Origin of the sequence: uncultured Aquabacterium sp. (genome assembly GCF_913773725.1) — a bacterium.
Taxonomy (GTDB): Bacteria; Pseudomonadota; Gammaproteobacteria; order Burkholderiales; family Burkholderiaceae_C; genus Aquabacterium.
Window position 1 is genome coordinate 15,923 of record NZ_CAJYGK010000143.1, and the last position, 23,432, is coordinate 39,354.

A 23,432-nucleotide genomic window follows, 5' to 3' on the forward strand; every position below is an offset into this window, starting at 1 on the left:
AGCGGGTTCGCTTACTTCTTCTTTTTGGGCGCCAGCACCATGATCATCTGGCGGCCTTCCAGCTTGGGCATGTTCTCGACCGTCGAGCAGTCCGTGAGGTCATCACGCACGCGCTCCAGCAGGCGCATCCCCAGGTCCTGGTGGGTGATCTCGCGACCACGGAAACGCAGGGTGACCTTGCCCTTGTCGCCCTCTTCCAGGAAACGGCGCAGGTTGCGCAGCTTGATCTGGTAATCGCCTTCGTCGGTACCCGGACGGAACTTGACTTCCTTGACCTCGATCACCTTTTGCTTGAGCTTGGCGTCGTGGGCCTTCTTCTGTTCCTGGTACTTGAACTTGCCGTAGTCCATGAGACGGCAGACCGGCGGATCGGCCTGAGCGGCGATCTCCACCAGATCCACGTCGTACTCGGCCGACAGGCGGAGGGCTTCCTGGATGCTGACGATGCCGAGCGGCTCGTTCTCCGGTCCGTTCAGACGAACTTCGGGGGCGGTGATTTCGCGGTTCAGCCGGTGCTTGCGCTCATCGTTGCGCGTACGGCGGTCAAAGAAGTTAGCGATGTCGGTTTCCTTCGGGCCCGGCGTTGCTGTCGCTCGAACCAATGGTCAGTGAACACGCGCCCGTGGCGGGTGGCGGTCGGACGCCTTCGGAAAGAAAACGTCCACCTCACGCCTCAGCCCTGCCTGGCGATGTCTGGATCGAGCTTCAAGGGAGAAGTCATCAGCGACATCGCGCCGAGGTTCTGATGCCCCGGGCGCGCACGAAGGCCAGACACGGCCCTTCAGCATGCCTGAAGGGACAACACACGCACCTGAACCGGCGCAGCGTTTCAACTGACCTTTGCGCGCGGGATTTTACACAAAGGCAAGCCGTTGCGCAAACCCAACGACCCGCATAGGCAGCACCCACCCCATCGGACGTGGTCGGCGCGCATCAGCGGGCTGACATGGGGGGGCAAACCGCATGCCAGCGCCGGGGGGGGCGATCAGCGGCGCTCGGCGATGGCCTGGCCAATCACATCGACAAGGGCGTGCAGAGGCATCACACCCAGATCCTGGTTGCCGCGCGCGCGCACGGCGACCGTCCCGGCCTCACGCTCCTTGTCGCCCAGCACCACGAAGTACGGCACTTTTTGCAGCGCGTGCTCGCGGATCTTGTAGGTGATCTTCTCGTTGCGGGTGTCGAGCTTCGTGCGGATGCCCGCCTTGGCCAGCGCCGCCGCCACATCGCGCGCATAGTCGGCCTGCGCGTCGGTGATGTTGAGCACCACCGCCTGCACCGGCGCCAGCCACACCGGCAAGGCACCGGCGTGCTGCTCGATCAGGATCCCGATGAAGCGCTCCAGCGAGCCCAGGATCGCGCGGTGCAGCATCACAGGGTGCTTGCGGTCGCTGGCCTCGGTCACGTACTCGGCACCCAGGCGCTCGGGCATCGAGAAGTCGACCTGAATGGTGCCGCACTGCCAATGGCGGCCCAGTGCGTCCTTGAGCGTGTACTCGATCTTCGGCCCATAGAAAGCACCATCACCCGGCGCGATCTGGAACTCGCTGTTCGTGGCCTGAAGCGAGGCCATCAGGGCCTGCTCGGCCTTGTCCCAGCTCTCGTCCGAACCGATGCGCTTTTCAGGGCGCGTTGCCACCTTGTAGATGATGTCGGTGAAGCCGAAATCCTTGTAGACCTTCTGCAGCAGCGCCGTGAAAGCCACGCACTCGTCCAGGATCTGGTCTTCGGTGCAGAAGATGTGACCATCGTCCTGCGTGAAGCCGCGCACGCGCATGATGCCGTGCAAGCCGCCCGTGGGCTCGTTGCGGTGGCACTGGCCGAACTCGCCGTAGCGGATGGGCAGGTCGCGGTAGCTCTTGATGCCCTGGTTGTAGATCAGGATGTGGCCAGGACAGTTCATCGGCTTGAGCGCGTAATCACGCTTTTCCGACTCGGTGGTGAACATGTTCTCGCGGTACTTGTCCCAGTGGCCGGTCTTCTCCCACAGCGTCTTGTCGATGATCTGCGGGCCCTTGACCTCCTGGTAGCCGTTGTCGCGGTAGACCTGGCGCATGTACTGCTCGACCGCCTGCCACACCGTCCAGCCCTTGGGGTGCCAGAACACGACACCCGGGGCATGGTCGTCGATGTGGAACAGGTCGAGCTCCCTGCCCAGCTTGCGGTGGTCGCGCTTCTCCGCCTCTTCCAGGCGGGTCAGGTACTGCTGCAGGTCTTCCTTGCTGGTCCAGGCCGTGCCGTAGACGCGCTGCAGCTGCTCATTGCGGTGGTCGCCACGCCAGTAGGCGCCCGCCACCTTCATCAGCTTGAAGTGCTTGAGCTTGCCCGTGCTGGGCACGTGCGGCCCCCGGCACAGGTCGGTGAAGCCGCCTTCGCTGTAGAGCGACACGTCCTGATCGGCCGGGATGCTCTCGATGATCTCGGCCTTGTAGTGCTCGCCCAGGCCCTTGAAGTAGCTGACGGCCTCGTCGCGCGGCAGCACCTTGCGCTCGACCTTCTCATCCTTCTTGGCCAGCTCGGCCATCTTCTTCTCAATAGCAGCCAGGTCTTCGGGCGTGAACGGGCGCTTGTAAGAGAAGTCGTAATAGAAGCCGTCCTCGATGGTCGGGCCGATCGTGACCTGGGCCTCGGGGAACAGCTCCTTGACGGCGTAGGCCAGCAGGTGGGCCGTCGAGTGGCGGATGATGTCCAGGCCGTCGGCGTCCTTCTCGGTGACGATGGCGAGCTGCGTATCGGCTTCAATGCGATACGAGGTGTCGACCAGGCGGGCAGCTTCACCCTGCCCCACGCGGCCGGCCAGCGCCGCCTTGGCCAGGCCGGCGCCGATGGAGGCCGCCACGTCGGCGACGGTCACAGGGCCCGGGAACTCGCGCTTGGAGCCATCGGGCAGCTGAATCGAAATCATGGGATGTCCTTGTGTGGAAGCGTTGCCGGGCGCGATGCAGCCTGCGGCCGGGCAACAAAAAAGCGCGGGGGCTGCCGCGCTTTCTGGAACTCAGGGAAAGGTACAGGTGTGCGAAAGCAGCGGCCAGCCGACTAGACCTCGGTCGAGGTGAAGGGGGTCGAAGTTCGCGGTGTCATAACCGTGTGTGCCTTTCTACGTTCCTTACGTTGACGCCTCCCCACGGAGGCAATAAGCGCTTGATTATAAAGGCCGCACCGTCGTGATGCACGGCGGACGCACGCGTGGAGTGAGGGCGGACAGAAAGAAAAATGGCGCCCGAAGGCGCCATGTCTGCGATCCATGAGATCACGCCCGGCAGGGAAGACCGCCTTGCGGCAGCCGCCCCGCCGACGCAGATCAGTGGAACTGCTCTTCTTCGGTCGAGCCGGTCAGGGCCTTCACCGACGAAGAACCACCCTGGATGACGGTGGTCACGTCGTCGAAGTAGCCAGCGCCGACTTCCTGCTGGTGCGACACGAAGGTGTAGCCCTTTTCGCGAGCAGCGAATTCCGGCTCCTGCACCATGTTGACGTAGTGCTTCATGCCTTCGCCACGGGCGTAAGCGTGGGCGAACTGGAAGGTGTTGAACCAGTTGACGTGGATACCAGCCAGGGTGATGAACTGGTACTTGTAGCCCAGAGCCGACAGCTCTTCCTGGAAGGAAGCGATCTGCGAGTCGTTGAGGTTCTTCTTCCAGTTGAAGGAAGGCGAGCAGTTGTACGACAGCAGCTTGCCCGGGCAAGCGGCGTGCACAGCTTGAGCGAATTCACGGGCGAAGCCGATGTCAGGCACGCCGGTTTCGCACCACACCAGGTCGGCGTACGGAGCGTAAGCCACGCCGCGGCTGATGGCCTGCTCCAGACCGTTCTTCACGCGGTAGAAACCTTCCTGGGTGCGCTCACCGGTCAGGAACGGCTTGTCGTTGGCGTCGTGATCGGAGGTGATCAGGTTGGCCGCTTCGGCGTCGGTACGAGCCAGAACGATGGTCGGCACGCCCATGACGTCGGCAGCGAAACGAGCAGCGATCAGCTTCTCGATGGCTTCTTGCGTCGGGACCAGCACCTTGCCGCCCATGTGGCCGCACTTCTTCACAGCAGCCAGCTGGTCTTCGAAGTGCACGCCAGCAGCGCCGGCAGCGATCATGTTCTTCATCAGTTCGAAGGCGTTCAGCACGCCGCCGAAACCGGCTTCAGCGTCAGCGACGATCGGCAGGAAGTAGTCGATGAACTGCTCGTCGCCGGGGTTGATGCCACGCGACCATTGGATTTCGTCAGCACGCTTGAACGTGTTGTTGATGCGGCGAACCATGGTGGGCACCGAGTCGTACGCGTACAGCGACTGGTCGGGGTACATGGTTTCCGAGGTGTTGCCGTCGGCGGCAACTTGCCAGCCCGACAGGTACACGGCTTCCAGGCCAGCCTTGGCCTGTTGCATGGCTTGACCGGCGGTGATGGCGCCGAAAGCGTTCACGTAGCCCTTCTTGGCACCGCCGTTGACCTTTTCCCACAGCTTTTCAGCGCCGCGCTTGGCCAGGGTGTACTCGGGCTGCAGGCTGCCGCGCAGGCGAACCACGTCAGCAGCGGAATAGCCGCGCTTGACGAGCTTCCAACGGGGGTTTTCGGCCCAGTCCTTTTCCAGGGCAGCGATTTGCTGTTCACGGGTGAGTTGAGTCATGGAGATCTCCGGGTTTGGTGAGGAGTGCGAGAAAACAGCAGACAGTCTAGCGCGAATCCACCCCCGCCGTAAAGACTTATGTCTTATATAAGACAGAACTCTTTGCAGGTGTGAACGAGAAGCTCGCTCCCTCGTCGGCGCAGTGACGCAAATTTACAACATGCGCGATGTCCGCCCGCCGTGACCGGGCGCTCATGACGATACACCCCGTCCGGCATCACCCCACCGGGTGAGGCCCCTCGCGCACATGGCAAAAAAGCGGCACGATGGCACAAACGCCCTGACGGGCGGCCCGACCTCCTCTGAGCAAAGGACACCGCGATGCCCAACGATCTCGATGCATTCTGGATGCCGTTCACCGCAAACCGGGACTTCAAGAAGGCGCCCCGCCTGCTGTCGAAGGCCAAGGACATGCACTACTGGACGCCCGAGGGGCGACAGATTCTGGATGCCACAGCCGGCTTGTGGTGCGTGAACGCGGGGCATGCCAGGCCGCGGATCGTCGAAGCCATTGCCCGGCAAGCCGCCGAACTGGACTTCGCCCCCCCCTTTCAGATGGGTCACCCTCTGGCCTTCGAACTCGCGGAACGCCTCCAGCACCTGACGCCCCCCGGGCTGAACCGGTTCTTTTTCACCAACTCGGGATCCGAGTCGGTCGAGACAGCCATGAAGATCGCCCTGGCCTACCACCGGGTCCGCGGCGAGGCGCAGCGGACCCGGCTCATCGGCCGCGAGCGGGGCTATCACGGCGTGAATTTTGCCGGCACCGCGCTGGGCGGGATGGGGCCGAACCGCAAGCTGTTCGGCAGCAGCGTGGCCGGTGTCGATCACCTTCGCCACACGCACGACCTCAGCCGCAACGCCTTCTCGCGCGGCCAGCCGGAGCATGGCGCGGACCTGGCCGACGATCTGGAGCGCCTGGTCGCGCTGCACGACGCGTCAACCATCGCGGCCGTGATCGTGGAACCCATGGCCGGCTCAACCGGGGTGCTGTTGCCGCCCAAGGGCTACCTGGAGCGCCTGCGTGCCATCTGCGACAGGCACGGCATCCTGCTCGTGTTCGACGAGGTCATCACGGGCTTCGGTCGGCTCGGGGCGCCGTTTGCCGCACAGAAGTACGGCGTGGTCCCCGACATGATCACCATGGCCAAGGGCATCACAAACGGCACCATCCCGATGGGGGCGGTGGCCGTGCGGCAGGACATTCACGACGCCTTCATGCAGGGCGGCCCTGGCATCGAGCTGCCTCACGGCTACACCTACTCCGGTCATCCGATGGCGTGCGCCGCGGCGCTGGCGACGCTGGACACCTACGCGGATGAAGACCTGCTGACGCGAGGTACCCGCCTGCATGGCGCACTGGAGGAAGCCGTGCACAGCCTGCGGGGCCTGCCGCATGTCGTGGACATCCGCAACACGGGACTGGTGGCAGCCATCGAGTTCGCTCCCCGCCCTGACGCGCCCCCCGGACGCCGGGCGTTCGAGGTCTTTCTGGGCTGTTTCGAGGCCGGCGTGCTGGTGCGCGCGGCAGGCGAGAACATCGCGATTGCGCCGCCGCTGATCGTCAGCGAGGCACAAATCGAGCAGACGGTGGCGACGCTGCGCAAGGTCATGATGTCGCTCGCGTAAGCCGGACCGGCAATGAGAAAGGCCGCGCGGTTGCCCGACGCGGCCTTTCTCTTTACGGGGGAAGGTCACCGAACCGTCCGCATCTGGCTGCGGGACGCGGCGACCGACGCCGTTCAGTGCTGCTTCTTGAAGTTCTCGAGGCCGGTGGTGACCTCGGCCTTGGCGGCATCAATGCCATCCCAGCCCACGACCTTCACCCACTTGCCGGGCTCGAGGTCCTTGTAGTGCTCGAAGAAGTGCTTGATCTGGCTGACCAGCAACTCGGGCAGGTCTTCCAGCTTCTGGATGCCCTTGTACATGGCGCAGATCTTCTCGGTCGGCACGGCCACCAGCTTGGAATCGCCACCGGCCTCGTCTTCCATCTTCAGGATGCCGAGCGGACGGCAGGGAATGACCACGCCGGGCTGCAGCGGGAACGGAGTCACGACCAGCACGTCGACGGGATCACCGTCGGCGGCGATGGTCTGAGGTACGTAGCCGTAGTTGCACGGATAGTGCATGGCCGTGCCCATGAAGCGGTCGACAAAAACCGCGCCGGTTTCATGGTCGATCTCGTACTTGATGGGATCGGCGTTCGCCGGAATTTCGATGATGACGTTGAAGACGTCGGGTGCCTTCGCACCGGCGGGGACATTCAGCAGGCTCATGATGGTCTGATCACAAGGTTGGACATTCGGTCGACGCGCAAGTGTAGGCGAAGCCGTCGGGCTCGCCCACCACGCGCAGCTGAGCTGATCTGACACAGGTTAATCGTCAAGAATTTGACAATCCCCGAACCCCTTTGCTGCGGCGCACAAAAACCCCTTGCAATCGCCACCAAGATCCCTATACTTCGAATCATGTTGCAACGCAGCAATGCAGTCCGAAGCTGATCTTGGTGCAACACGTCAACCACTTAACGGAGATCCACGATGCTGACCGCTGAACAACTGCTCGCCGCTCACAAGGCCAACCTCGCCACCCTGTTCGACCTGAGCCAAAAGGCCTTCGAAGGCGTGGAAAAGGTCGTTGAGCTGAACCTCCAGGTCGCCAAGACCTCGATGGAAGAAGCTGCCGAGCATGCCAAGGCTGTTCTCGGCGCCAAGGACCCGCAAGAACTGTTCGCCCTGAACGCCAGCCTGCTGCAGCCGTCGGCCGAGAAGGCCGCTGCCTACGGTCGCCACCTGTATGACATCGCTTCGTCCACCAGCGCTGAAGTGAGCAAGCTGGCCGAGTCGCAGGTTGCCGAAGCGCAGAAGAAGTTCGTGTCGGTCGTCGACAACGCCGTCAAGAACGCCCCCGCCGGCACCGAGAACGCCGTCGTGCTGGTGAAGTCGGCCGTGGCCGCCGCCAACAACGCTTTCGACACCGTGCAGAAGGCTGCCAAGCAAGCCGCCGACGTGGCCGAAGCCAACTTCCAGGCCATCACGTCGACCGCCGTGAAGGCCACCCAGGCCGCCAGCAAGACCCCGCGCAAGGCCGCCTGAGGCTTGCCAGACGGTTCGCCGGGCTTACAAAACTTTGCAGGGTTGTCCGCCCGATCCGGTGAACTTCGTCACCCGCACAGAGTCCGAGAGTTGCCGCCCTGGACAAGCGGCACTCCCTGAAAGGTTGTCTCCTCGGTACCTCGCGAACCTTTTTCAAGGTACCTTAAGCCCGGTGGCACGCCACCGGGCTTTTTTTATGATTCGGGCATGATCCCCTGGCTCGAACCCGACTCCCCCTTCCCCGATACCAGCCTGGCGCTCGGCCCCGGGTCCGAAGCGCCAGGCCTTCTGGCCGCGGGCAACGAGTTGACGGTGGAACGGTTGGACGCTGCGTACCGACGCGGCATCTTTCCGTGGTTCAGCCCGGGTCAGCCGGTGTTGTGGTGGACAACCGACCCGCGCATGGTGTTGCCGACGGCGGAATTCAAACTGTCGCGTTCCCTTCGCAAGACCATCCGCCGCTTCCGGCACACCCCGGACAGCGCGATCCGGGTGGACGGGGCGTTCGATCGGGTCATCCGCGCCTGCGCAGGCACTCCGCGCGAGGGCCAGGATGGCACCTGGATCGTGCCCGCCGTGCAGCAGGTGTACGCACGCTGGCACCGCATGGGCAGGGTGCACTCGTTCGAAACGTGGTGGGACGGTGAACTCGTGGGCGGTCTGTATGGCGTCAGCATCGGGCGGATGTTCTTCGGCGAGTCGATGTTTGCGTGGCGGACGGACGCATCCAAGATCGCGCTGGCGGCCCTGGTCTGCTTCTGTCGGGCCAACGGGATCGCCCTGATCGACTGCCAGCAACAGACGCAGCATCTCGCGTCCCTCGGGGCACGGCCTTTGCTGAGAGGCGAATTTGAAGCCCATTTGCGGGGCGTGATCGACGAACCGGCACCCCGCATCTGGGCCTATGATGATTCGCTCTGGTCAGAACTGGACGGCCTCGCGTGACCCACCTCAAAGACCTGCCTCTGGCGTCTCTGCAGTTCTATGCCACCGCGCCCTACCCTTGCAGTTATCTGGAGGGTCGAGAAGCGCGCTCTCAGGTGGCGACCCCCAGCCACCTGATCAATGCCGACATCTATTCGGGTCTGGTGGCGGGCGGCTTTCGGCGCAGCGGCATGTTCACCTACCGGCCTTACTGCGACGGTTGCAAGGCCTGCATTCCACTGCGGGTTCCGGTGTCCGACTTCGCGCCGAATCGGAGCCAGCGCCGCGCATGGAAAGCGCACGAGCACCTGGAGGCCCGGGTGCTGCGGCTGTGTTTCACACCCGAGCATTACCAGCTGTACCTGCGCTACCAGGCCGGCCGACACCGGGGCGGCGGTATGGACCACGACTCGGTCGACCAGTACACCCAGTTCCTGCTGCAAAGCAGGGTGAATTCCCGGCTGGTGGAGTTTCGCGAGCCCCCAGCCGAGGGCGAAAGCCAAGGCCGGTTGAAGATGGTCTCGATCCTGGACATCCTCAACGACGGGCTGTCTGCGGTCTACACCTTCTACGAGCCGGATACCCGGGCGAGCTACGGCACATTCAATGTGCTGTGGCAGATCCGGCAGGCGGCTCACCTGGGGCTGCCGTATCTGTATCTGGGCTACTGGATCGCGGACAGCCGCAAGATGGCCTACAAGGCGCAGTTCCTCCCCCACCAGGTGCTGGTCGGGGGAGCGTGGCAGACCCGAGAGACCCTGGTGGATCAGGATCAGGGGGTCAGTCGAACCTGACCGGTCACCGTCACGGTCAGCGTGCCTTTTCCAGGCTCCACGGGCAACGGTGCATCGGCGGCCATCTCCATGGTCTTCGCACGGGCCGCCATCAGCATCGGCCGCCCCTCGAAGCCGGGATCGGTGGAGGAGACGTTGAGCTCGCCCAGGACATAGCCGCGCTGACCGAAATCGGCTGCGATGCGGCTGGCGCGGGCGCGAAACCGTGCGATCGCCTGGCTGGTCAGCTCGGTTTCCTGCGCTTCCCGCAGGGCCCGCGACAGTCCATACGACACACTCTGAACCTGCAGCTGATTCAGCCGCCCCGCCGTCTGGCTGATGCGGGCCATGTCGGTGCCCTCCAGGACGAGTTGCGCCTGTCCGATCCACCCGTTGACCCGCCCGTTGTTGGCATAGCGCGGCGACAGATGGAAGCTGCCAGTCCGTACCTCCATGGCGCCCGCCGCAGCGGCTTTGCGCGCTTCGGACAGCGCGGCATCCAGCTGCTGCTTGAGCTGCGCCTGAACCTCGGCCGCCACATTGCCCTCCACCCGCGCCTGCAAGGTGATCTGCAGCAGGTCCTGCACCAGTTCGCGTGTTGCGCTCGCACTGAACCCGACCAGGTTCTCTCGGGGCGCATCGGCCAGCGCAGAGCCGGACAGCGTCGCCCAGCACAGGGCCGTGGTGAGACAGAGAGCCAGCTTGCCGGCGTGGCGAGAACGAGTCAGGGTTTGCATGCGGTCAACTCCCGTGTGGTGATGAAGGACTTATACAACGCAGCACCGTGATTGAACGCCGACCGACCCGCCCACACCACACTGTGGGAAACCGGCTTGACGCACTCTCTCCGGACCCGCAAGATTTGTAACAGCTGGTCAGACCGCCCGTTTTGCACGCCGGATCCTGATCAAAATCCGCGTCTGTTACAAATGCGAGGAAAGCAGAGATGAGCACGACGCCCAACACCCAGCGTCCCGACCGCATCCTGGTCGTGGACGACGATGCCCGAATCCGCGACCTGCTGCGCCGCTATCTCAGCCAGGAGGGCTTCGAGGTGCTCCTGGCCGAGGACGCCAAGGCCCTGAACCGGCTGCTGACCCGCGAGACGGTCGACCTCATCGTCCTGGACCTGATGCTGCCCGGTGAAGATGGCCTGTCCATCTGCCGCCGCCTGCGGGCCGCCAACGACGTGACGCCCATCATCATGCTGACCGCCAAGGTCGAGGATGTGGATCGCATCGTGGGACTGGAAGTGGGCGCCGACGACTACCTGCCCAAGCCCTTCAATCCGCGCGAATTGCTGGCGCGCATCCACGCCGTGCTGCGCCGCCGCCCGGCCCAGGAGGCCCCCGGCGCGCCCGCGAAAGAAGCGCAGACGGTGCAGTTCGGCCCGTTCGAGTTCGACCTGGCCCTGCGTCGCCTGAGCAAGGATGGCGAGCCGATCGCCCTGACCACCGGCGAGTTCTCGATGCTGAAGGCGCTGGTGCGACATCCGCGTCAGCCGCTGTCGCGCGACAAGCTGGCCCAACTGGCCCGCGGCCGCGAGTTCGAGCCCTTCGATCGCAGCCTGGACGTGCAGATCTCCCGCCTGCGCAAGATGATCGAACCCGACCCGGCCCAGCCGCGCTACATCCAGACGGTCTGGGGCGTGGGCTATGTGTTTGTGCCGGACGGCGGGACCTGATCAATGGGCCGCAAACGGTTTGCCCTCAGCCTGTTCTGGCGCACCTTCATCCTGCTCGGTCTGCTGCTGACGGCTGGCATCGTGGCCTGGGTGCAGACTTTCCGCGCCCTGGAGTTCGAGCCCCGGTCCGTCCAGGCGGCGCAGCAGATCGCCAGCCTGGTGAACCTGTCGCGCGCCGCCTTGCGCTATGCCGACAGCATCAACCGCGTGACGTTGATCAAGACGCTGTTCGACCAGGAGGCCATCGTGCTCAAGCCGCGCGAGCCGGCGGACCGCTATGTGCCTTTCGAGGTCAACCGCTTCACGCGGACGATCGGACAGGAGTTGCGTTCGCGGCTCGGGCCGACCACGGTGGTGGCCAGCGCGGTGAACGGCAAGCCCGGGCTGTGGGTGGGCTTCCAGATCGAACGGGACAACTACTGGCTGCAGGCCGATGCGAACCGCATCGTGCCTCTGACGGGCAAGACCTGGTTCGTCTGGGTCGGGATCGCGCTGGTGGCCACCCTGCTGGGCTCGGCCGTCATCGCCCGGCTGATCAACCAGCCACTCAAGGAGCTGTCGTTCGCAGCCAGCCGCATCCGGGAGGGCGAGTTCGACTCCGTGCTGGACGAGTCCATGATCACCCGCGAGATCCGCGAGGTGAACCAGGGCTTCAACCGGATGGCGCGGGAGTTGGCCAAGGTCGAAGAAGACCGCGCCGTGATGCTGGCGGGCATCTCGCATGACCTGCGCACGCCGCTGGCCCGATTGCGGCTCGAGGCCGAGATGAGCGTGGTCGACGAGGAGGCCCGTCGCAACATCGCGGCCGACATCGACCAGCTCGACGCCATCATCGACAAGTTCATGGACTACGCCCGCCCCGGCGAGGTGGAGCTGGTGCCGGTGCACGTGTCGTCGGTGGTCGACAAGGCCATCAGCCAGTTCCGGGACACCAAGCGCATCCGCATCACGGCCAAGCTGCCCATCGACACCAAGGTGCTGGCCGACGAGACCGAGCTGAGCCGGGTGTTGATGAACCTGTTCGAGAACGCGCGGCGCTACGGGCGCAACACCTACACGGGTGTGACGAACGTGGACGTGAGCTACACGCGCTCGGGGTCGTGGGTGATCATCAGCGTGCGCGACCACGGGCCGGGCGTGGCCCCCGAAAAGCTGGCCGCGCTGACGACGCCGTTCTTCCGCGGGGATGCCGCCCGCACGGCGGCGACGGGCGCAGGCCTGGGGCTGGCCATCGTCGACAAGGCGCTGCAGCGCATGGGCGGCGGGCTGGAGCTGGCCAATGCCTCAGGCGGCGGGCTGGTCGCCCACATCAAGCTGAAGCGGGCTGCCTGACCAGCAGGCAGATGGCCCGCGTCTCGATCGCGCGGCCCTCGCCGACCGGCCCCATTTTCTCGGCCGTCTTGGCCTTGACGTTCACCGCCCCTTCGTCGAGCCCCAGGGCCTCTGCGATGCGGGCGCGCATGGCCGGTATGTGAGGCGCCATCTTGGGCGCCTGGGCCACGATGGTGCTGTCGATGTTGACGATGGCCCAGCCGGCCTGCGTCACGCGCCGGACGGCCTCTTTCAGCAGCACCACCGAATCGGCGCCCTTGAACTGCGGGTCGGTGTCGGGAAAGTGCCGGCCGATGTCACCCAGCCCCGCGGCGCCCAGCACCGCGTCGGTGATGGCGTGCAGCAAGGCGTCCGCGTCGGAATGGCCCAGCAGGCCGTGGGTGTGAGGAAGGAGGACGCCGCCCAGGATCAGTGGGCGGCCCGTGACGAGGGCGTGGGTGTCCCAGCCTTCGCCGACGCGCAAAAGGGGCAAGGTCATGCGGGTGCGCCGGTGCGTGCAGTGAGAAGAATCCGGATTGTCGCCTGAGGCGAATGGAACGGGCGTAGCAACGCGCCCCGGATAACGCACCACAGAAGTGCAACACGAGCCGGAGCGCATGCGCGCCCGGGCCACGGCCTCGGGAACGAGCCCTGTATCGCACCCGAATGGTGCAGTCAAAGCGCACCATTGCGGTCGGATGCGCCTCAAAATCAGGCATCGAAATTGCTTTCATTTGGTGCGCATCAAACCATGATGGCGCACCAGGAACCATGACGGTGCGCCATTCGTTCTTTTCGGAAAGCCGAACGATGGAACAACTCAAACAAGGCGCAGACGCGCTATTCATTCTTCTGGGCGCCGTGATGGTGCTGGCGATGCATGCGGGCTTCGCCTTTCTTGAACTGGGCACTGTGCGCCACAAGAACCAGGTCAATGCCCTGGTCAAGATCCTGGTGGACTTCTGCGTGTCGACGCTGGTGTACTTCTTTGTGGGCTACACCGTGGCCTATGGCGTCGACTTCATGACAGGCGCCGGCACGCTGGCGCAGAACAACGGCTACGCGCTGGTGAAGTTCTTTTTCCTGCTGACCTTTGCCGCGGCCATCCCGGCCATCATCTCGGGCGGCATCGCAGAGCGCGCCAAATTCGGCCCTCAACTGCTGGCCACGGCCGTGATCGTGGGCGTGTTCTATCCGCTCGTCGAGGGTGCGGTGTGGAACAACCGCTTCGGTTTCGAGGACTGGCTGCAGACGGTGACCGGCGCTCAATTGCACGACTTTGCCGGCTCGGTGGTGGTGCACGCCTTCGGTGGCTGGATCGCGCTGCCGGCCGTGCTGATTCTTGGTGCCCGGCGCAACCGCTATCGCAAGGACGGTGCGATGTCGGCCCACCCGCCGTCCAGCATTCCCTTTCTGGCGCTGGGCTCGTGGATCCTCGCCGTGGGCTGGTTCGGCTTCAATGTGATGAGCGCTCAGACGATCGACAAGATCTCCGGTCTGGTGGCAGTGAACTCGCTCATGGCGCTGGTGGGCGGCACGCTGGTGGCCGTGCTGATGGGCAAGAACGACCCGGGCTTCGCCTACAACGGCCCACTGGCCGGCCTCGTGGCCGTGTGTGCAGGTTCGGACATCATGCACCCGGCAGGCGCCCTCGTCGTCGGCGCCGTCGCCGGGGCGATCTTCGTGCTCATGTTCACCCTGGTGCAGAACCGCTGGAAGATCGACGACGTGCTGGGCGTGTGGCCCCTGCACGGCCTGTGCGGCGCATGGGGCGGGATTGCCGCCGGTATCTTTGGTCAGCAAGCCCTGGGCGGGATCGGCGGCGTGAGCCTCGGCACGCAGATCCTGGGCACCCTGATCGTGGTGCTGTGCGCGCTCGTGACCGGCGGCGTCGTCTATGGCGTGCTGAACAAGGTGGCCGGTCTGCGGCTGACCCAGGAAGAAGAATTCGAGGGGGCCGACCTGTCCATTCACCGCATCAAGGCCACGCCCGAACAGGAAGTGTCCTGGTAAGGCCTGCGCGGCCCGGGCTCAGCCGCGCGTGCGCAACAGGCGCTCGGCCAGCGCGAAGTCGCCGGGCCACGTCACCTTGATGTTCTCGTAATCACCTGCCACCAGCCGGGGGCGGTGGCCGATGGCTTCGATGGCGCTGGCCTCATCGGTGATGGTGGCAGCCGTCTCCGGATTGGACAGCGCCCCCCGCAACGCCGGGCCCAGCAGTCCGAGGCGGAACATCTGAGGTGTCTGGGCGGCCCACTTGCCGCTGCGGTCGACAGTGGAGGCGGCCCGGGCGCGACCATGCGCATCGGTGGCCGCGGTCTTCAGGGTGTCTGCAAGTGGCAGCGCCAACAGCCCACCCACTTCATCGTCATCGCAGGCCTCGATCAGGCGCTCGACCCACTCGGGCTGCACCAGGCAGCGGGCGGCGTCGTGAACCAACACCCAGTCGTGAGGCTGGGCTCCGCGCGACAGCAATTCGTCCAGCCCGTTGAGCACGGTTTCGGCGCGAGTCGCGCCACCGACACGCGCCAGCCAGCCACGAGGCCCTTCGAAGCCCGGTACCTGCTGCTCGAACAGCGTGTCGCCCGGCGACACAACGACCAGCGTCGCCGCCAACCGGGTCACGGCACCCAGGGCTTCCAGGGTGTGCGCAACCAGCGCCCGCCCTGCCACCGGGTGGTACTGCTTGGGGCCACCCGCCCCCGCTCGCTCCCCCACGCCGGCACACGGCACCAGTGCAAAACAACGGGGACGAAAACCGGGCTCGGGGACGATGGTCAGCATGTCGGCATTGTCATGGAATAAATCGACCTCGCCTCGCGTACAAGACAGGGAAGAGAGCTGACACGGCCGCACCGTCGTCCCTCCCCCATCCCTCAACCGGGCCCGTTCAACGGCCCCCAGCACACAAGGACACTCCATGCATCCGCACCGCGTTCTCGTCCCCCTGGCGCTTGCCGCTTTCATCAGCCTGTCGGGCTGCGCTTCTCTCACCGCATCGGCCCCTGTGCAGGTGCGCGAAGGCCTGCTGGTCGGTCAGAATCAGATGACCCTCTACACCTTCGACAAGGACGCGGCAAACAGCGGCAAGAGTGTCTGCAACGGGCCTTGCGCTGCCAATTGGCCGCCGCTTCTGGCAGATGACGACGCGCGGGCCACGGGCGATTACACGGTGATCGTGCGCGACGACGGACGAAAGCAGTGGGCTTTCAAGGGCAAGCCGCTCTACCACTGGGTGAAGGACCAGAAGCCGGGCGATGTCACCGGGGACGGCTTCAACCAGGTATGGCGCGCGGCCCGGCCCTGAGCCAGCCATGCCCCCACACTGATGGACAGCACCGCATTGCTGGCTGTGTTGCCCGCGTTGCGACGGCACGCGCGGGCGCTGGTGGGCGACCCCATGGCGGCCGATGACCTGGTGCAGGACACGCTCGAACGGGCGTGGCGGCACGCCCATCGCTGGGATGCGGAGCGGGGCTTGCGGCCGTGGCTGCTGACCATCATGCACCACGTGCGCATCGACCAGTGGCGGCGCCAGGGGCTGGACCTGGTCAACCTCGACGAGGCCGATGCGGCGTTGCCCGTCATGCGCGCCACGCAGACAGATGGGCTTGAGATGGCGGCCCTTGAGGCGGCTTTGCAGCAGGTGCCGGAGCCTCAGCGCGCAGTGATGCTGCTGGTGGCGATCGAGGGCTGCAGCTATGCCGAGGTGGCAGAGATGCTGGGCGTGCCGACCGGCACCGTGATGTCGCGCCTGGCCCGTGGACGAGATCGCCTTCGGCAGTTGCTGGCCGAACAGGCGACGCCGTCGCGATTGAGGTTGATGAAATGAGCCCCTCTCCCTACACCGACGAGACGCTGCAGGCCTGGCTGGATGGCGAGCTGCCTCCGGACGTGGCCGGACAGGTCGCCGCGTACGTTGACTCGCATCCTGAAACGGCAGAGCGGGTGACCGCCTGGCAAAGGCAGCGACTGCAGCTGCAGGCCCTGCACGCCGCCGTGCTGGACGAGCCCGTGCCGGCACGCCTGCAGGCACTGGCACACGACCCCGCCCGCCAGCCATGGGCACGGCGTGCCGGGCTCTGGCGCGCCGCGGCCGCGGCCGCGCTGTTTGCCGTCGGCCTGGGGGCCGGATGGGCCTTGCGCGCGGCGTCGATGCCCGCTGTCGATGAGCTGGCGCGCGCAGCGCCCGTACGGGAACTCGCCCGCGACGCGGCCCTGGCCCATGCGGTGTACGCCCCCGACCTGCGCCGACCAGTGGAGATCGGCGCCGATCAGGAGGCCCAGCTGGTGAAATGGCTCACCAAGCGGCTGGGCCAACCGGTGCAGCCGCCCACCCTGGCCGCTTTGGGCTGGACGCTGATGGGCGGGCGCTTGGTACCGGGCGGCGAGGGACCGGTGGCCCAGTTGATGTACGAAGACCCCCAGGGCCGGCGGATCACGGTGTGCATCAGCCCGCGCCTGCCCCAGGCTCAGAGCGCGCGCTTTCAGTTCAGCCAGGAAGGGCCGCTGAGCGTGTTCTACTGGGTTGCGGGCTCGGCGGGGTACGCCGTGGCCGGCCCCTTGTCGCGGGATGCGCTGGTTCAGGTGGCGGAGGCTGTGTATGCACAACAGGGCAAAGACGAGACAGCGTCGCGGCCTTGAATCACGGCACGCGAGCCGATACGCTGCGCCCCCTAGAATCAGGCGCTTCACGCCCGTACCGCCTTCGGTTCGGGCGCTTTGTCATTGTTGCGCGCCATGTTGCCCAAGCTGCCCCTGCCCTCCATCGCCCCCGGCAAACGCTACACCCTGCCCCGCCCGCCCGGCTCTGCCGACGCGCTGTTGCTGGCGCAGTACGCCGAGGGGCGCAAGGCGCAGCGCCAGCTGACGTGCGTGATCACGGCCGATCCGGCCGACACGCAGCGTCTGCTCGACGAGATGGCGTTCTTCGCGCCCGAGCTGCGCTGCAGTGTGTTCCCCGACTGGGAAACGCTGCCCTATGACACCTTCTCGCCACACCAGGATCTGATCTCGGAACGGCTGGCCACGCTGTGGAAGATCCAGCAGGGCGTGGGTGCCGAGACCGGCGTCGATGTGGTGCTGCTGCCGGCCACCACCGCGCTGACGCGCCTGGCGCCGCCCTCCTTCCTGGCGGCCTACACCTTCCACTTCAAGCAGAAGCAGAAGCTGGATGAGGCCGCGCTGAAGTCGCAGCTGACGCTGGCGGGCTACAACCACGTCAGCCAGGTCGTGTCGCCGGGCGAGTACGCGGTGCGCGGCGGCCTGATCGACCTCTACCCGATGGGCTCACCTGTGCCGTATCGCGTGGACCTGTTCGGTGACGAGGTTGATTCGATCCGCACCTTCGACCCGGACACGCAGCGCAGCCTGTATCCCGTGCCCGAGGTGCGTTTGCTGCCGGGCCGCGAGTTCCCGATGGACGAGGCGGCGCGCGGCGCGTTCCGCAACCGCTGGCGTGAGCGCATCGAGGGCGACCCGACCAAGTCCCGCATCTACAAGGACATCGGCAATGGCGTGGCCACGGCCGGCATCGAGTACTACCTGCCGCTGTTCTTCGATGAGACGGCGACCTTCTTCGGCCATCTGGGCGAGCAGGCGGCCCTGGTGCTGCACGGTGACATCGACGAGGCGCTGCGCCGCTTCTGGACGGAGACCAAGGAGCGCCACCGCTTCCTGCAGCACGACCCGGAACGCCCCATCCTGCCGCCGGAAGACCTGTACCTGAAGGTGGAGGACTTCTTCACGCTGGCCAATGTGCACGCGACGCTGGCGGTGCGTGGCAGTGAGCCCGTGGACTGGGCGCGCCCACTGCCCGATCTGGCGGTGACCCGAGGCGGGCAGGACCCGCTGAACAAGCTCGAATCGCACATCGACAAGACGGCGGCGCGCGTGCTGGTGGTGGCGGAAAGCGCCGGCCGCCGCGAAAGCCTGATGGAGTTGCTGCGCGACCACCGCATCAACCTGCCCTCGCTGGACACGCTGCAGGCCCTTGCCGAGAGCGACCACCGCCATGCGATCACAGCGGCGCCGCTGGCTGCGGGCTTCATCTGGCAGGACGGCGAACGGGCACTGCACTTCGTCACCGAGACGGAGCTGTTCGACGCGACGCCGACCACGCGCCGGCGCAAGAAGAACGAGCAGGCCACCGACGTCGACTCGCTGATCAAGGACCTGAGCGAGCTGAATGTGGGCGACCCGGTGGTGCACAGCAACCACGGCATCGGGCGCTACCAGGGCCTGATCAACCTGGACCTGGGCGACGGCCCTTCCGAGTTCCTGCACCTGGAGTACGCCGACAAGGCCACGCTGTACGTCCCCGTGTCGCAGCTGCACCTGATCAGCCGCTACACCGGCGTGAGCCCCGAAGAAGCGCCGCTGCACAAGCTGGGCTCGCCGCAGTGGGACAAGGCCAAGCGCAAGGCCGCCGAGCAGGTGCGCGACACCGCGGCCGAGTTGCTGAACCTGTACGCGCGGCGTGCAGCGCGCGAGGGCTTTGCCTTCCGCTTCTCGGCGCAGGATTACGAGGCCTTCGCGGCCAGCTTCGGCTTCGAGGAAACGCCCGATCAGCGCGCGGCCATCCACGCCGTCGTGCAGGACATGATCAGCCCGCGGCCGATGGACCGCCTGGTGTGCGGCGACGTGGGCTTCGGCAAGACCGAGGTGGCGCTGCGAGCGGCCTTCGTGGCCGTGACGGGTGGCAAACAGGTGGCGCTGCTGGCACCCACCACGCTGCTGGCCGAGCAGCACTATCAGAACATCTCGGACCGCTTCTCGCAGTGGCCGGTGAAGGTGGCCGAGATGTCGCGCTTCCGCTCGGCCAAGGAGATCAAGGCGGCGATGCAGGGGCTGGAAGACGGCTCGATCGACATCATCGTGGGCACGCACAAGCTGCTGAGCGAGTCCGTCAAGTTCAAGCGCCTGGGCCTGCTCATCATCGACGAGGAACACCGTTTCGGTGTGCGCCACAAGGAGGCCATCAAGGCCATGCGCGCCGACATCGACGTGCTGACGCTGACTGCCACGCCGATCCCGCGGACGCTGGGCATGGCGATGGAAGGCCTGCGCGACCTGAGCGTGATCGCCACCGCGCCGCAGCGGCGTCTGGCGATCAAGACCTTTGTGCGCAGCGAAAGCAGCAACACGATCCGCGAGGCGGTGCTGCGCGAGTTGAAGCGCGGCGGCCAGGTCTACTTCCTGCACAACGAGGTGGAGACCATCGAGAACCGGCGCGACAAGCTGGCCGAGCTGCTGCCCGAGGCGCGCATCGGCATCGCCCACGGCCAGATGCCCGAGCGCGAACTGGAGCGCGTGATGCGCGACTTCGTGGCCCAGCGCTTCAATGTGCTGCTGTGCTCGACCATCATCGAGACCGGCATCGACGTGCCGAGCGCCAACACCATCGTGATCACGCGGGCCGACAAGTTCGGCCTGGCGCAGTTGCACCAGCTGCGCGGACGCGTGGGCCGCTCGCACCACCAGGCCTATGCCTACCTGCTGGTGCCCGATGTGGAAGGCCTGACCAAGCAGGCCGCGCAGCGCCTGGACGCCATCCAGAACATGGAAGAGCTGGGCTCAGGCTTTTACCTGGCCATGCACGACCTGGAAATACGCGGCGCTGGCGAGGTGCTGGGCGACAGCCAGAGCGGCAACATGATGGAGGTGGGTTTCCAGCTCTACAACGAGATGCTGGCCGAGGCGGTGAAGTCGCTGAAGGCGGGCAAGGAGCCCGACCTGCTGTCGCCGCTGGGCATGTTTGGCAGCAACACCGATGTGAACCTGCACGCGCCTGCGCTGCTGCCCGATGCCTTCTGCGGCGACGTGCACGTGCGCCTGAGCCTGTACAAGCGCCTGGCCACGGCCGACTCGCTCGAGAAGATCGAGACCATGCTGGAGGAGATCGTCGACCGCTTCGGCAAGCTGCCGCCGCAGGCGCAGGCGCTGTTCGACACGCACAAGCTGCGCGTGCAGTCCAAGCCCTATGGCGTGATCAAGATCGACGCGGCGCCCGGCGTGATCAACATCACCTTCCGGCCGAACCCGCCGGTCGAGCCCATGCGCATCATCGAGCTGGTGCAGAAGAACCGCCACATCAAGCTGGCGGGCAACGACAAGCTGCGCATCGAGAAGGAACTGAAGGACCCGAAGGACCGCGCGCAGTACGTGCGCGACCTGCTGCGGGCCCTGGGGCAGCCGATCAAGGCCTGATCGGCCTGAAAGACCGGGCCGGCCCGGTCAGGGCTGATCCAGGCTGCCCATGGCCTTGGGCCAGGTCAGCACGCCCCACGACATGCCCTGCGTGGGCAGCTTCTGCGTGACCTGCCAGCTCGCGGTATCGATCACCAGTGTTTCCTTGGAGCGGCCGCAGGTCAGCAGCACCTGGCGTTCATCGGGCGTGAAGCTGAAGTGCCAGCAACGCTCGCCCACCGGCACCTCGGCCACCTTGTCGAAGCTGCGGGCGTCGAACACCTGCAGCTTCTGGTCGCGCGCGGCGGCCACCAGCACATGCTTGCCCGTACGGTCGAACGCGACGCCGTAGGGCGATGCGCCCGTGTCCACGGTGCGCAACGGCTTGAGGTTGCGATCCAGCACCAGCAGCTTGTTGCCGAACTCGAGCGTGGCGACATAGGTTTCCCCGTCCGGAGACACCTTGATGCCGCGCGGCCGCACGCCATGGCGCTTGGTGTCGACGGTCTTCAGGCGCTTGCCGGTGCGCACATCGTGCATGGTCAGGGTGTGGTCCGCCTCGTTCGTGACCACGATGCGGCGTCCGTCCGGCGTGATCTCGATGCCCTCGGTCTCGGGCCCGCACACGATGTGACGCAGCACCTTGCGCTGCTTCAGGTCGATGACGGCCACGCGTGCGGGCTCGTCGTCACCGTCGTCATCGTCCTTGCTGTCATGGGCGCCGGCCTTGGGCGGCTTGCCTGTCGAAGAGGGCTCGTACGACACGAAAGCCAGGTCGCCGCGCACGCGCACGAACTCCGGGTTCTTGCCGACGTGGATGCGCTGCACCACCATCTTGCTGGCAATGTCGATGATCTGCACGTCGCCGGTCTCGCGCACGGCCACCACGAGTTGCCGCCCATCTGCGGTGATGCCGATGCCGCGGGCACCCTGCCCCTCGACGGGGATCTCGGCGCGGGTCTGGAAGGTGTCCAGATCGAGCACGGTGATGCCGCCATCCTGATGGCTGACATAGGCCAGCCCCCGGCTGACTTCTGCGGCAGTGGGGGCCACAGCGGGGCCATCGGCGGCCATCGGCACGCGGGCCTGCCCGCCGGTCATCATCGCCAGGCAGGCCATGGCCGCCAGGCTCAGGCGCAGCACGGGTCCGGTCATTCGACGCATGGGTTGTCTCCTCGGTGGTCTCTCGATACAGGCTCGCGTTGTACCACCTCCGGGGTCATTCTGCGTCGGACACCCCCGCCCGCATGGCGTCTTCGACGGCCATCAGCAAGGCCGCCCGATCGTGTGCCGCGACCTCCTGCCAGGGCCGCCCGCTGAGCGCGCCTTCGAGGGCCCACAGCAGATTGAGGCTGGCGCGCGGGCAGACGGCGCGTGTGCGCACGAACGCCCGCACGGCACCCAGCCTGCGCAGCGCCTGCTCGGAGCGGATGCCTGCCTCGGCGAGCATGGCTGCGCTGGCCGGGCCGAGGTTGGGCAAGTCGGTCAGCGACGCCGGGCCGGGCTTGCCGGACTTTCGCGATGGGACGGACCTGGGTGGGCTCGCCGCCTTCACGGGAGGGGCCCCCTTCCTGGCCTTGCCGGAGTGCCCGGCCTGGGCCCGCAACGCCACCTCCCAGGCCTGAGTGGCCCAGCGCAGCATGACCGCGTCATCCTCGAACACCTCGGCCGGCGCTTCGTGGTAGCGCAGCGAACCCTGCCGGCCATGGCGATCGGTGTAATGAAAGGGCTTCAGTCCCAGCTGCTCGAACGCCGCCACGGTGAGCTCATCGGTCTTGAAATACAGGCGTTCGCCCAGGGTCAGGGCAAACATCAGGCCGTGCCGAAAGATCCCGTGGCCCCCGAACATGGGACGCACCTCCACCCCGTCCAGACCGCCCATGAGGCGCTGCACATCCTGCGCAAACGCCAGACGGCGCTGGGCTTCGGCGCGGATCGGGGACGGGCGTGTCACGGGCATGGGAGGCGCTCCTGGAAGACGATGCCAGCCGGCGCACAAGACAGTGCCAGCGGGGATAATCCTGGATTGTCCCCATCGTTGCAGCCCTGTCCATGCCCGCCATCGAATTTGCCCCCGGCCTCGTGATCCAGCACATCACGCCGCCCCTGACCCTGACCGACTTCAAGGCCATCGCCTTCGACATGGACTCGACGCTGATCAACATCGAGTGCATCGATGAAATCGCGGATGCGGTCGGACGCAAGGCCGAGGTGGCCGCCATCACCGAAGCCGCGATGCGCGGCGAGATCACCGACTTCAAGGACAGCCTGCGCCGACGTGTGGCCCTGCTCAAGGGTGTGCCCGCCGAGGCCCTGCAGGCCGTGTACGACGAGCGATTGAAGGTCAACCCGGGCGCCCCTGAACTGATCGATGCCGCCAAGGCCGCTGGCCTGCAGACGCTGCTCGTGTCAGGCGGGTTCACCTTTTTTGCCGACCGCGTGAAGGCGCGGCTGGGCATGCACGAAGCCCACTCCAACACGCTCGAAGTCGAAGGCGGCCTTCTGACCGGCCGCGTGCTGGGCGACATCGTCGACGGTGAAGCCAAGAAACAGCACCTGCTGAACCTGTGCGCCCGCATTGGCTGCACCCCGAGCCAGGCCATCGCCGTGGGAGACGGGGCCAACGACCTGCCGATGATGGGGGTGGCCGGTCTCAGCGTGGCCTACCACGCCAAGCCCAAGGTGCGTGAGCACGCCATGGTGGCAATCAACGAAGGCGGTCTGGACCGGGTGCTGACGCTGATGGCGTGACACGGCCCAGGCTGAACGACACCGCGACACCGGGTCGTTCCTTCTGCGCGCATGGGCCGGGCTGGAGGCTCACCCGCCCGCCATGCATG

At 66.0% G+C, this 23,432-nt stretch carries 21 protein-coding genes; 12 read left to right on the top strand and 9 right to left on the bottom strand.

Translation table 11 applies throughout. The annotated features are described in order from the left end of the window. Positions 1-11 precede the first annotated feature (11 nt). The 3 genes from infC to aceA form a co-directional block, all read right to left on the bottom strand. Complete coding sequence (gene infC, locus QZ709_RS16885) at positions 12-560, bottom strand: translation initiation factor IF-3 (protein WP_294638625.1); 549 nt, start codon at positions 558-560, stop codon at positions 12-14. A 425-nt stretch (positions 561-985) separates the two neighbouring features. Then, positions 986-2,905, bottom strand: a complete 1,920-nt coding sequence (gene thrS / locus QZ709_RS16890) for a threonine--tRNA ligase (RefSeq protein WP_294638601.1) — start codon at positions 2,903-2,905, stop codon at positions 986-988. Positions 2,906-3,301: 396 nt separating this feature from the next. After that, positions 3,302-4,618: an isocitrate lyase gene (aceA, locus tag QZ709_RS16895; protein ID WP_294638602.1), complete on the bottom strand. Its 1,317-nt coding sequence runs from the start codon at positions 4,616-4,618 to the stop codon at positions 3,302-3,304. A 321-nt stretch (positions 4,619-4,939) separates the two neighbouring features. On the opposite strand from aceA, the gene QZ709_RS16900 reads away from it, so the two are divergent. Further along, entirely contained in the window at positions 4,940-6,247 is a 1,308-nt protein-coding gene (locus QZ709_RS16900; RefSeq protein WP_294638603.1) for an aspartate aminotransferase family protein, read from the top strand. Between the two features lie 113 nt (positions 6,248-6,360). Here the strand turns inward: QZ709_RS16900 and ppa are convergent, their stop codons facing one another. Then, positions 6,361-6,894, bottom strand: a complete 534-nt coding sequence (gene ppa, locus QZ709_RS16905) for an inorganic diphosphatase (protein ID WP_294638604.1) — start codon at positions 6,892-6,894, stop codon at positions 6,361-6,363. 264 nt (positions 6,895-7,158) lie between these two features. On the opposite strand from ppa, the gene phaP reads away from it, so the two are divergent. From phaP to QZ709_RS16920, 3 genes are all read left to right on the top strand, one after another. Then, on the top strand, positions 7,159-7,713 hold the full coding sequence (gene phaP / locus QZ709_RS16910; protein WP_294638605.1) for a TIGR01841 family phasin: 555 nt from the start codon (positions 7,159-7,161) through the stop codon (positions 7,711-7,713). A gap of 207 nt (positions 7,714-7,920) precedes the next feature. Next, entirely contained in the window at positions 7,921-8,658 is a 738-nt protein-coding gene (gene aat / locus QZ709_RS16915) for a leucyl/phenylalanyl-tRNA--protein transferase (protein WP_294638606.1), read from the top strand. Further along, a complete protein-coding gene (locus QZ709_RS16920) occupies positions 8,655-9,431 on the top strand; it encodes an arginyltransferase (protein WP_294638607.1) in 777 nt (258 codons plus the stop codon). The genes aat and QZ709_RS16920 overlap by 4 nt, the downstream gene beginning before the upstream one ends. Here the strand turns inward: QZ709_RS16920 and QZ709_RS16925 are convergent. Beyond that, the gene (locus tag QZ709_RS16925; RefSeq protein ID WP_294638608.1) at positions 9,410-10,147 is read right to left on the bottom strand and encodes an SIMPL domain-containing protein; all 738 of its coding nucleotides are present in this window, start codon (positions 10,145-10,147) and stop codon (positions 9,410-9,412) included. The two genes, QZ709_RS16920 and QZ709_RS16925, sit on opposite strands and share 22 nt — an antisense overlap. Positions 10,148-10,356: 209 nt before the next feature. Between QZ709_RS16925 and ompR the strand changes: the two genes are divergently transcribed. Together ompR and QZ709_RS16935 are read left to right on the top strand one after the other, a co-directional pair. Continuing rightward, on the top strand, positions 10,357-11,094 hold the full coding sequence (ompR, locus tag QZ709_RS16930) for a two-component system response regulator OmpR (protein WP_294638609.1): 738 nt from the start codon (positions 10,357-10,359) through the stop codon (positions 11,092-11,094). A 3-nt stretch (positions 11,095-11,097) separates the two neighbouring features. Beyond that, on the top strand, positions 11,098-12,426 hold the full coding sequence (locus QZ709_RS16935) for a sensor histidine kinase (protein WP_294638610.1): 1,329 nt from the start codon (positions 11,098-11,100) through the stop codon (positions 12,424-12,426). On the opposite strand, the gene ispF is transcribed toward QZ709_RS16935, so the two are convergent. Further along, positions 12,404-12,904, bottom strand: a complete 501-nt coding sequence (gene ispF / locus QZ709_RS16940; RefSeq protein ID WP_294638611.1) for a 2-C-methyl-D-erythritol 2,4-cyclodiphosphate synthase — start codon at positions 12,902-12,904, stop codon at positions 12,404-12,406. The two genes, QZ709_RS16935 and ispF, sit on opposite strands and share 23 nt — an antisense overlap. A 311-nt stretch (positions 12,905-13,215) precedes the next feature. Here ispF and QZ709_RS16945 point away from each other — a divergent pair, with 311 nt between their 5' ends. After that, complete coding sequence (locus QZ709_RS16945; RefSeq protein ID WP_294638612.1) at positions 13,216-14,418, top strand: ammonium transporter; 1,203 nt, start codon at positions 13,216-13,218, stop codon at positions 14,416-14,418. Between the two features lie 18 nt (positions 14,419-14,436). Here the strand turns inward: QZ709_RS16945 and ispD are convergent, their stop codons facing one another. Further along, on the bottom strand, positions 14,437-15,189 hold the full coding sequence (ispD, locus tag QZ709_RS16950) for a 2-C-methyl-D-erythritol 4-phosphate cytidylyltransferase (protein ID WP_294638613.1): 753 nt from the start codon (positions 15,187-15,189) through the stop codon (positions 14,437-14,439). Positions 15,190-15,325: 136 nt separating this feature from the next. On the opposite strand from ispD, the gene QZ709_RS16955 reads away from it, so the two are divergent. From QZ709_RS16955 to mfd, 4 genes are all read left to right on the top strand, one after another. Beyond that, positions 15,326-15,712, top strand: coding sequence for a hypothetical protein (locus QZ709_RS16955; protein WP_294638614.1), 387 nt, complete (start codon positions 15,326-15,328; stop codon positions 15,710-15,712). Between the two features lie 21 nt (positions 15,713-15,733). Then, the gene (locus tag QZ709_RS16960; protein ID WP_294638616.1) at positions 15,734-16,237 is read left to right on the top strand and encodes an RNA polymerase sigma factor; all 504 of its coding nucleotides are present in this window, start codon (positions 15,734-15,736) and stop codon (positions 16,235-16,237) included. Next, positions 16,234-17,049, top strand: a complete 816-nt coding sequence (locus QZ709_RS16965; protein WP_294638617.1) for an anti-sigma factor — start codon at positions 16,234-16,236, stop codon at positions 17,047-17,049. The genes QZ709_RS16960 and QZ709_RS16965 overlap by 4 nt, the downstream gene beginning before the upstream one ends. A gap of 108 nt (positions 17,050-17,157) precedes the next feature. Next, positions 17,158-20,613, top strand: coding sequence for a transcription-repair coupling factor (mfd, locus tag QZ709_RS16970; protein ID WP_294638626.1), 3,456 nt, complete (start codon positions 17,158-17,160; stop codon positions 20,611-20,613). 27 nt (positions 20,614-20,640) lie between these two features. Here mfd and QZ709_RS16975 read toward each other — a convergent pair whose 3' ends face one another. Together QZ709_RS16975 and QZ709_RS16980 are read right to left on the bottom strand one after the other, a co-directional pair. Continuing rightward, positions 20,641-21,756 (bottom strand): cytochrome D1 domain-containing protein, encoded by a 1,116-nt coding sequence (locus tag QZ709_RS16975; protein ID WP_294638618.1) that lies wholly within the window; start codon positions 21,754-21,756, stop codon positions 20,641-20,643. Between the two features lie 55 nt (positions 21,757-21,811). Further along, entirely contained in the window at positions 21,812-22,552 is a 741-nt protein-coding gene (locus QZ709_RS16980) for a TfoX/Sxy family DNA transformation protein (RefSeq protein WP_294638620.1), read from the bottom strand. A 92-nt stretch (positions 22,553-22,644) separates the two neighbouring features. Here QZ709_RS16980 and serB point away from each other — a divergent pair, with 92 nt between their 5' ends. Then, positions 22,645-23,343, top strand: coding sequence for a phosphoserine phosphatase SerB (gene serB / locus QZ709_RS16985; RefSeq protein ID WP_294638621.1), 699 nt, complete (start codon positions 22,645-22,647; stop codon positions 23,341-23,343). Positions 23,344-23,432 lie beyond the last annotated feature (89 nt).

Coding starts and splice junctions, on each gene's coding strand:
- serB (WP_294638621.1), top strand. CDS start 22,645: ATGCCCGCCATCGAATTTGCCCCCGGCCTCGTGATCCAGCACATCACG.
- ppa (WP_294638604.1), bottom strand. CDS start 6,894: ATGAGCCTGCTGAATGTCCCCGCCGGTGCGAAGGCACCCGACGTCTTC.
- QZ709_RS16980 (WP_294638620.1), bottom strand. CDS start 22,552: ATGCCCGTGACACGCCCGTCCCCGATCCGCGCCGAAGCCCAGCGCCGT.
- QZ709_RS16965 (WP_294638617.1), top strand. CDS start 16,234: ATGAGCCCCTCTCCCTACACCGACGAGACGCTGCAGGCCTGGCTGGAT.
- QZ709_RS16955 (WP_294638614.1), top strand. CDS start 15,326: ATGCATCCGCACCGCGTTCTCGTCCCCCTGGCGCTTGCCGCTTTCATC.
- aceA (WP_294638602.1), bottom strand. CDS start 4,618: ATGACTCAACTCACCCGTGAACAGCAAATCGCTGCCCTGGAAAAGGAC.
- ispD (WP_294638613.1), bottom strand. CDS start 15,189: ATGCTGACCATCGTCCCCGAGCCCGGTTTTCGTCCCCGTTGTTTTGCA.
- ispF (WP_294638611.1), bottom strand. CDS start 12,904: ATGACCTTGCCCCTTTTGCGCGTCGGCGAAGGCTGGGACACCCACGCC.
- thrS (WP_294638601.1), bottom strand. CDS start 2,905: ATGATTTCGATTCAGCTGCCCGATGGCTCCAAGCGCGAGTTCCCGGGC.
- QZ709_RS16945 (WP_294638612.1), top strand. CDS start 13,216: ATGGAACAACTCAAACAAGGCGCAGACGCGCTATTCATTCTTCTGGGC.
- QZ709_RS16975 (WP_294638618.1), bottom strand. CDS start 21,756: ATGCGTCGAATGACCGGACCCGTGCTGCGCCTGAGCCTGGCGGCCATG.
- phaP (WP_294638605.1), top strand. CDS start 7,159: ATGCTGACCGCTGAACAACTGCTCGCCGCTCACAAGGCCAACCTCGCC.
- ompR (WP_294638609.1), top strand. CDS start 10,357: ATGAGCACGACGCCCAACACCCAGCGTCCCGACCGCATCCTGGTCGTG.
- QZ709_RS16960 (WP_294638616.1), top strand. CDS start 15,734: ATGGACAGCACCGCATTGCTGGCTGTGTTGCCCGCGTTGCGACGGCAC.
- aat (WP_294638606.1), top strand. CDS start 7,921: ATGATCCCCTGGCTCGAACCCGACTCCCCCTTCCCCGATACCAGCCTG.
- QZ709_RS16925 (WP_294638608.1), bottom strand. CDS start 10,147: ATGCAAACCCTGACTCGTTCTCGCCACGCCGGCAAGCTGGCTCTCTGT.
- QZ709_RS16900 (WP_294638603.1), top strand. CDS start 4,940: ATGCCCAACGATCTCGATGCATTCTGGATGCCGTTCACCGCAAACCGG.
- QZ709_RS16935 (WP_294638610.1), top strand. CDS start 11,098: ATGGGCCGCAAACGGTTTGCCCTCAGCCTGTTCTGGCGCACCTTCATC.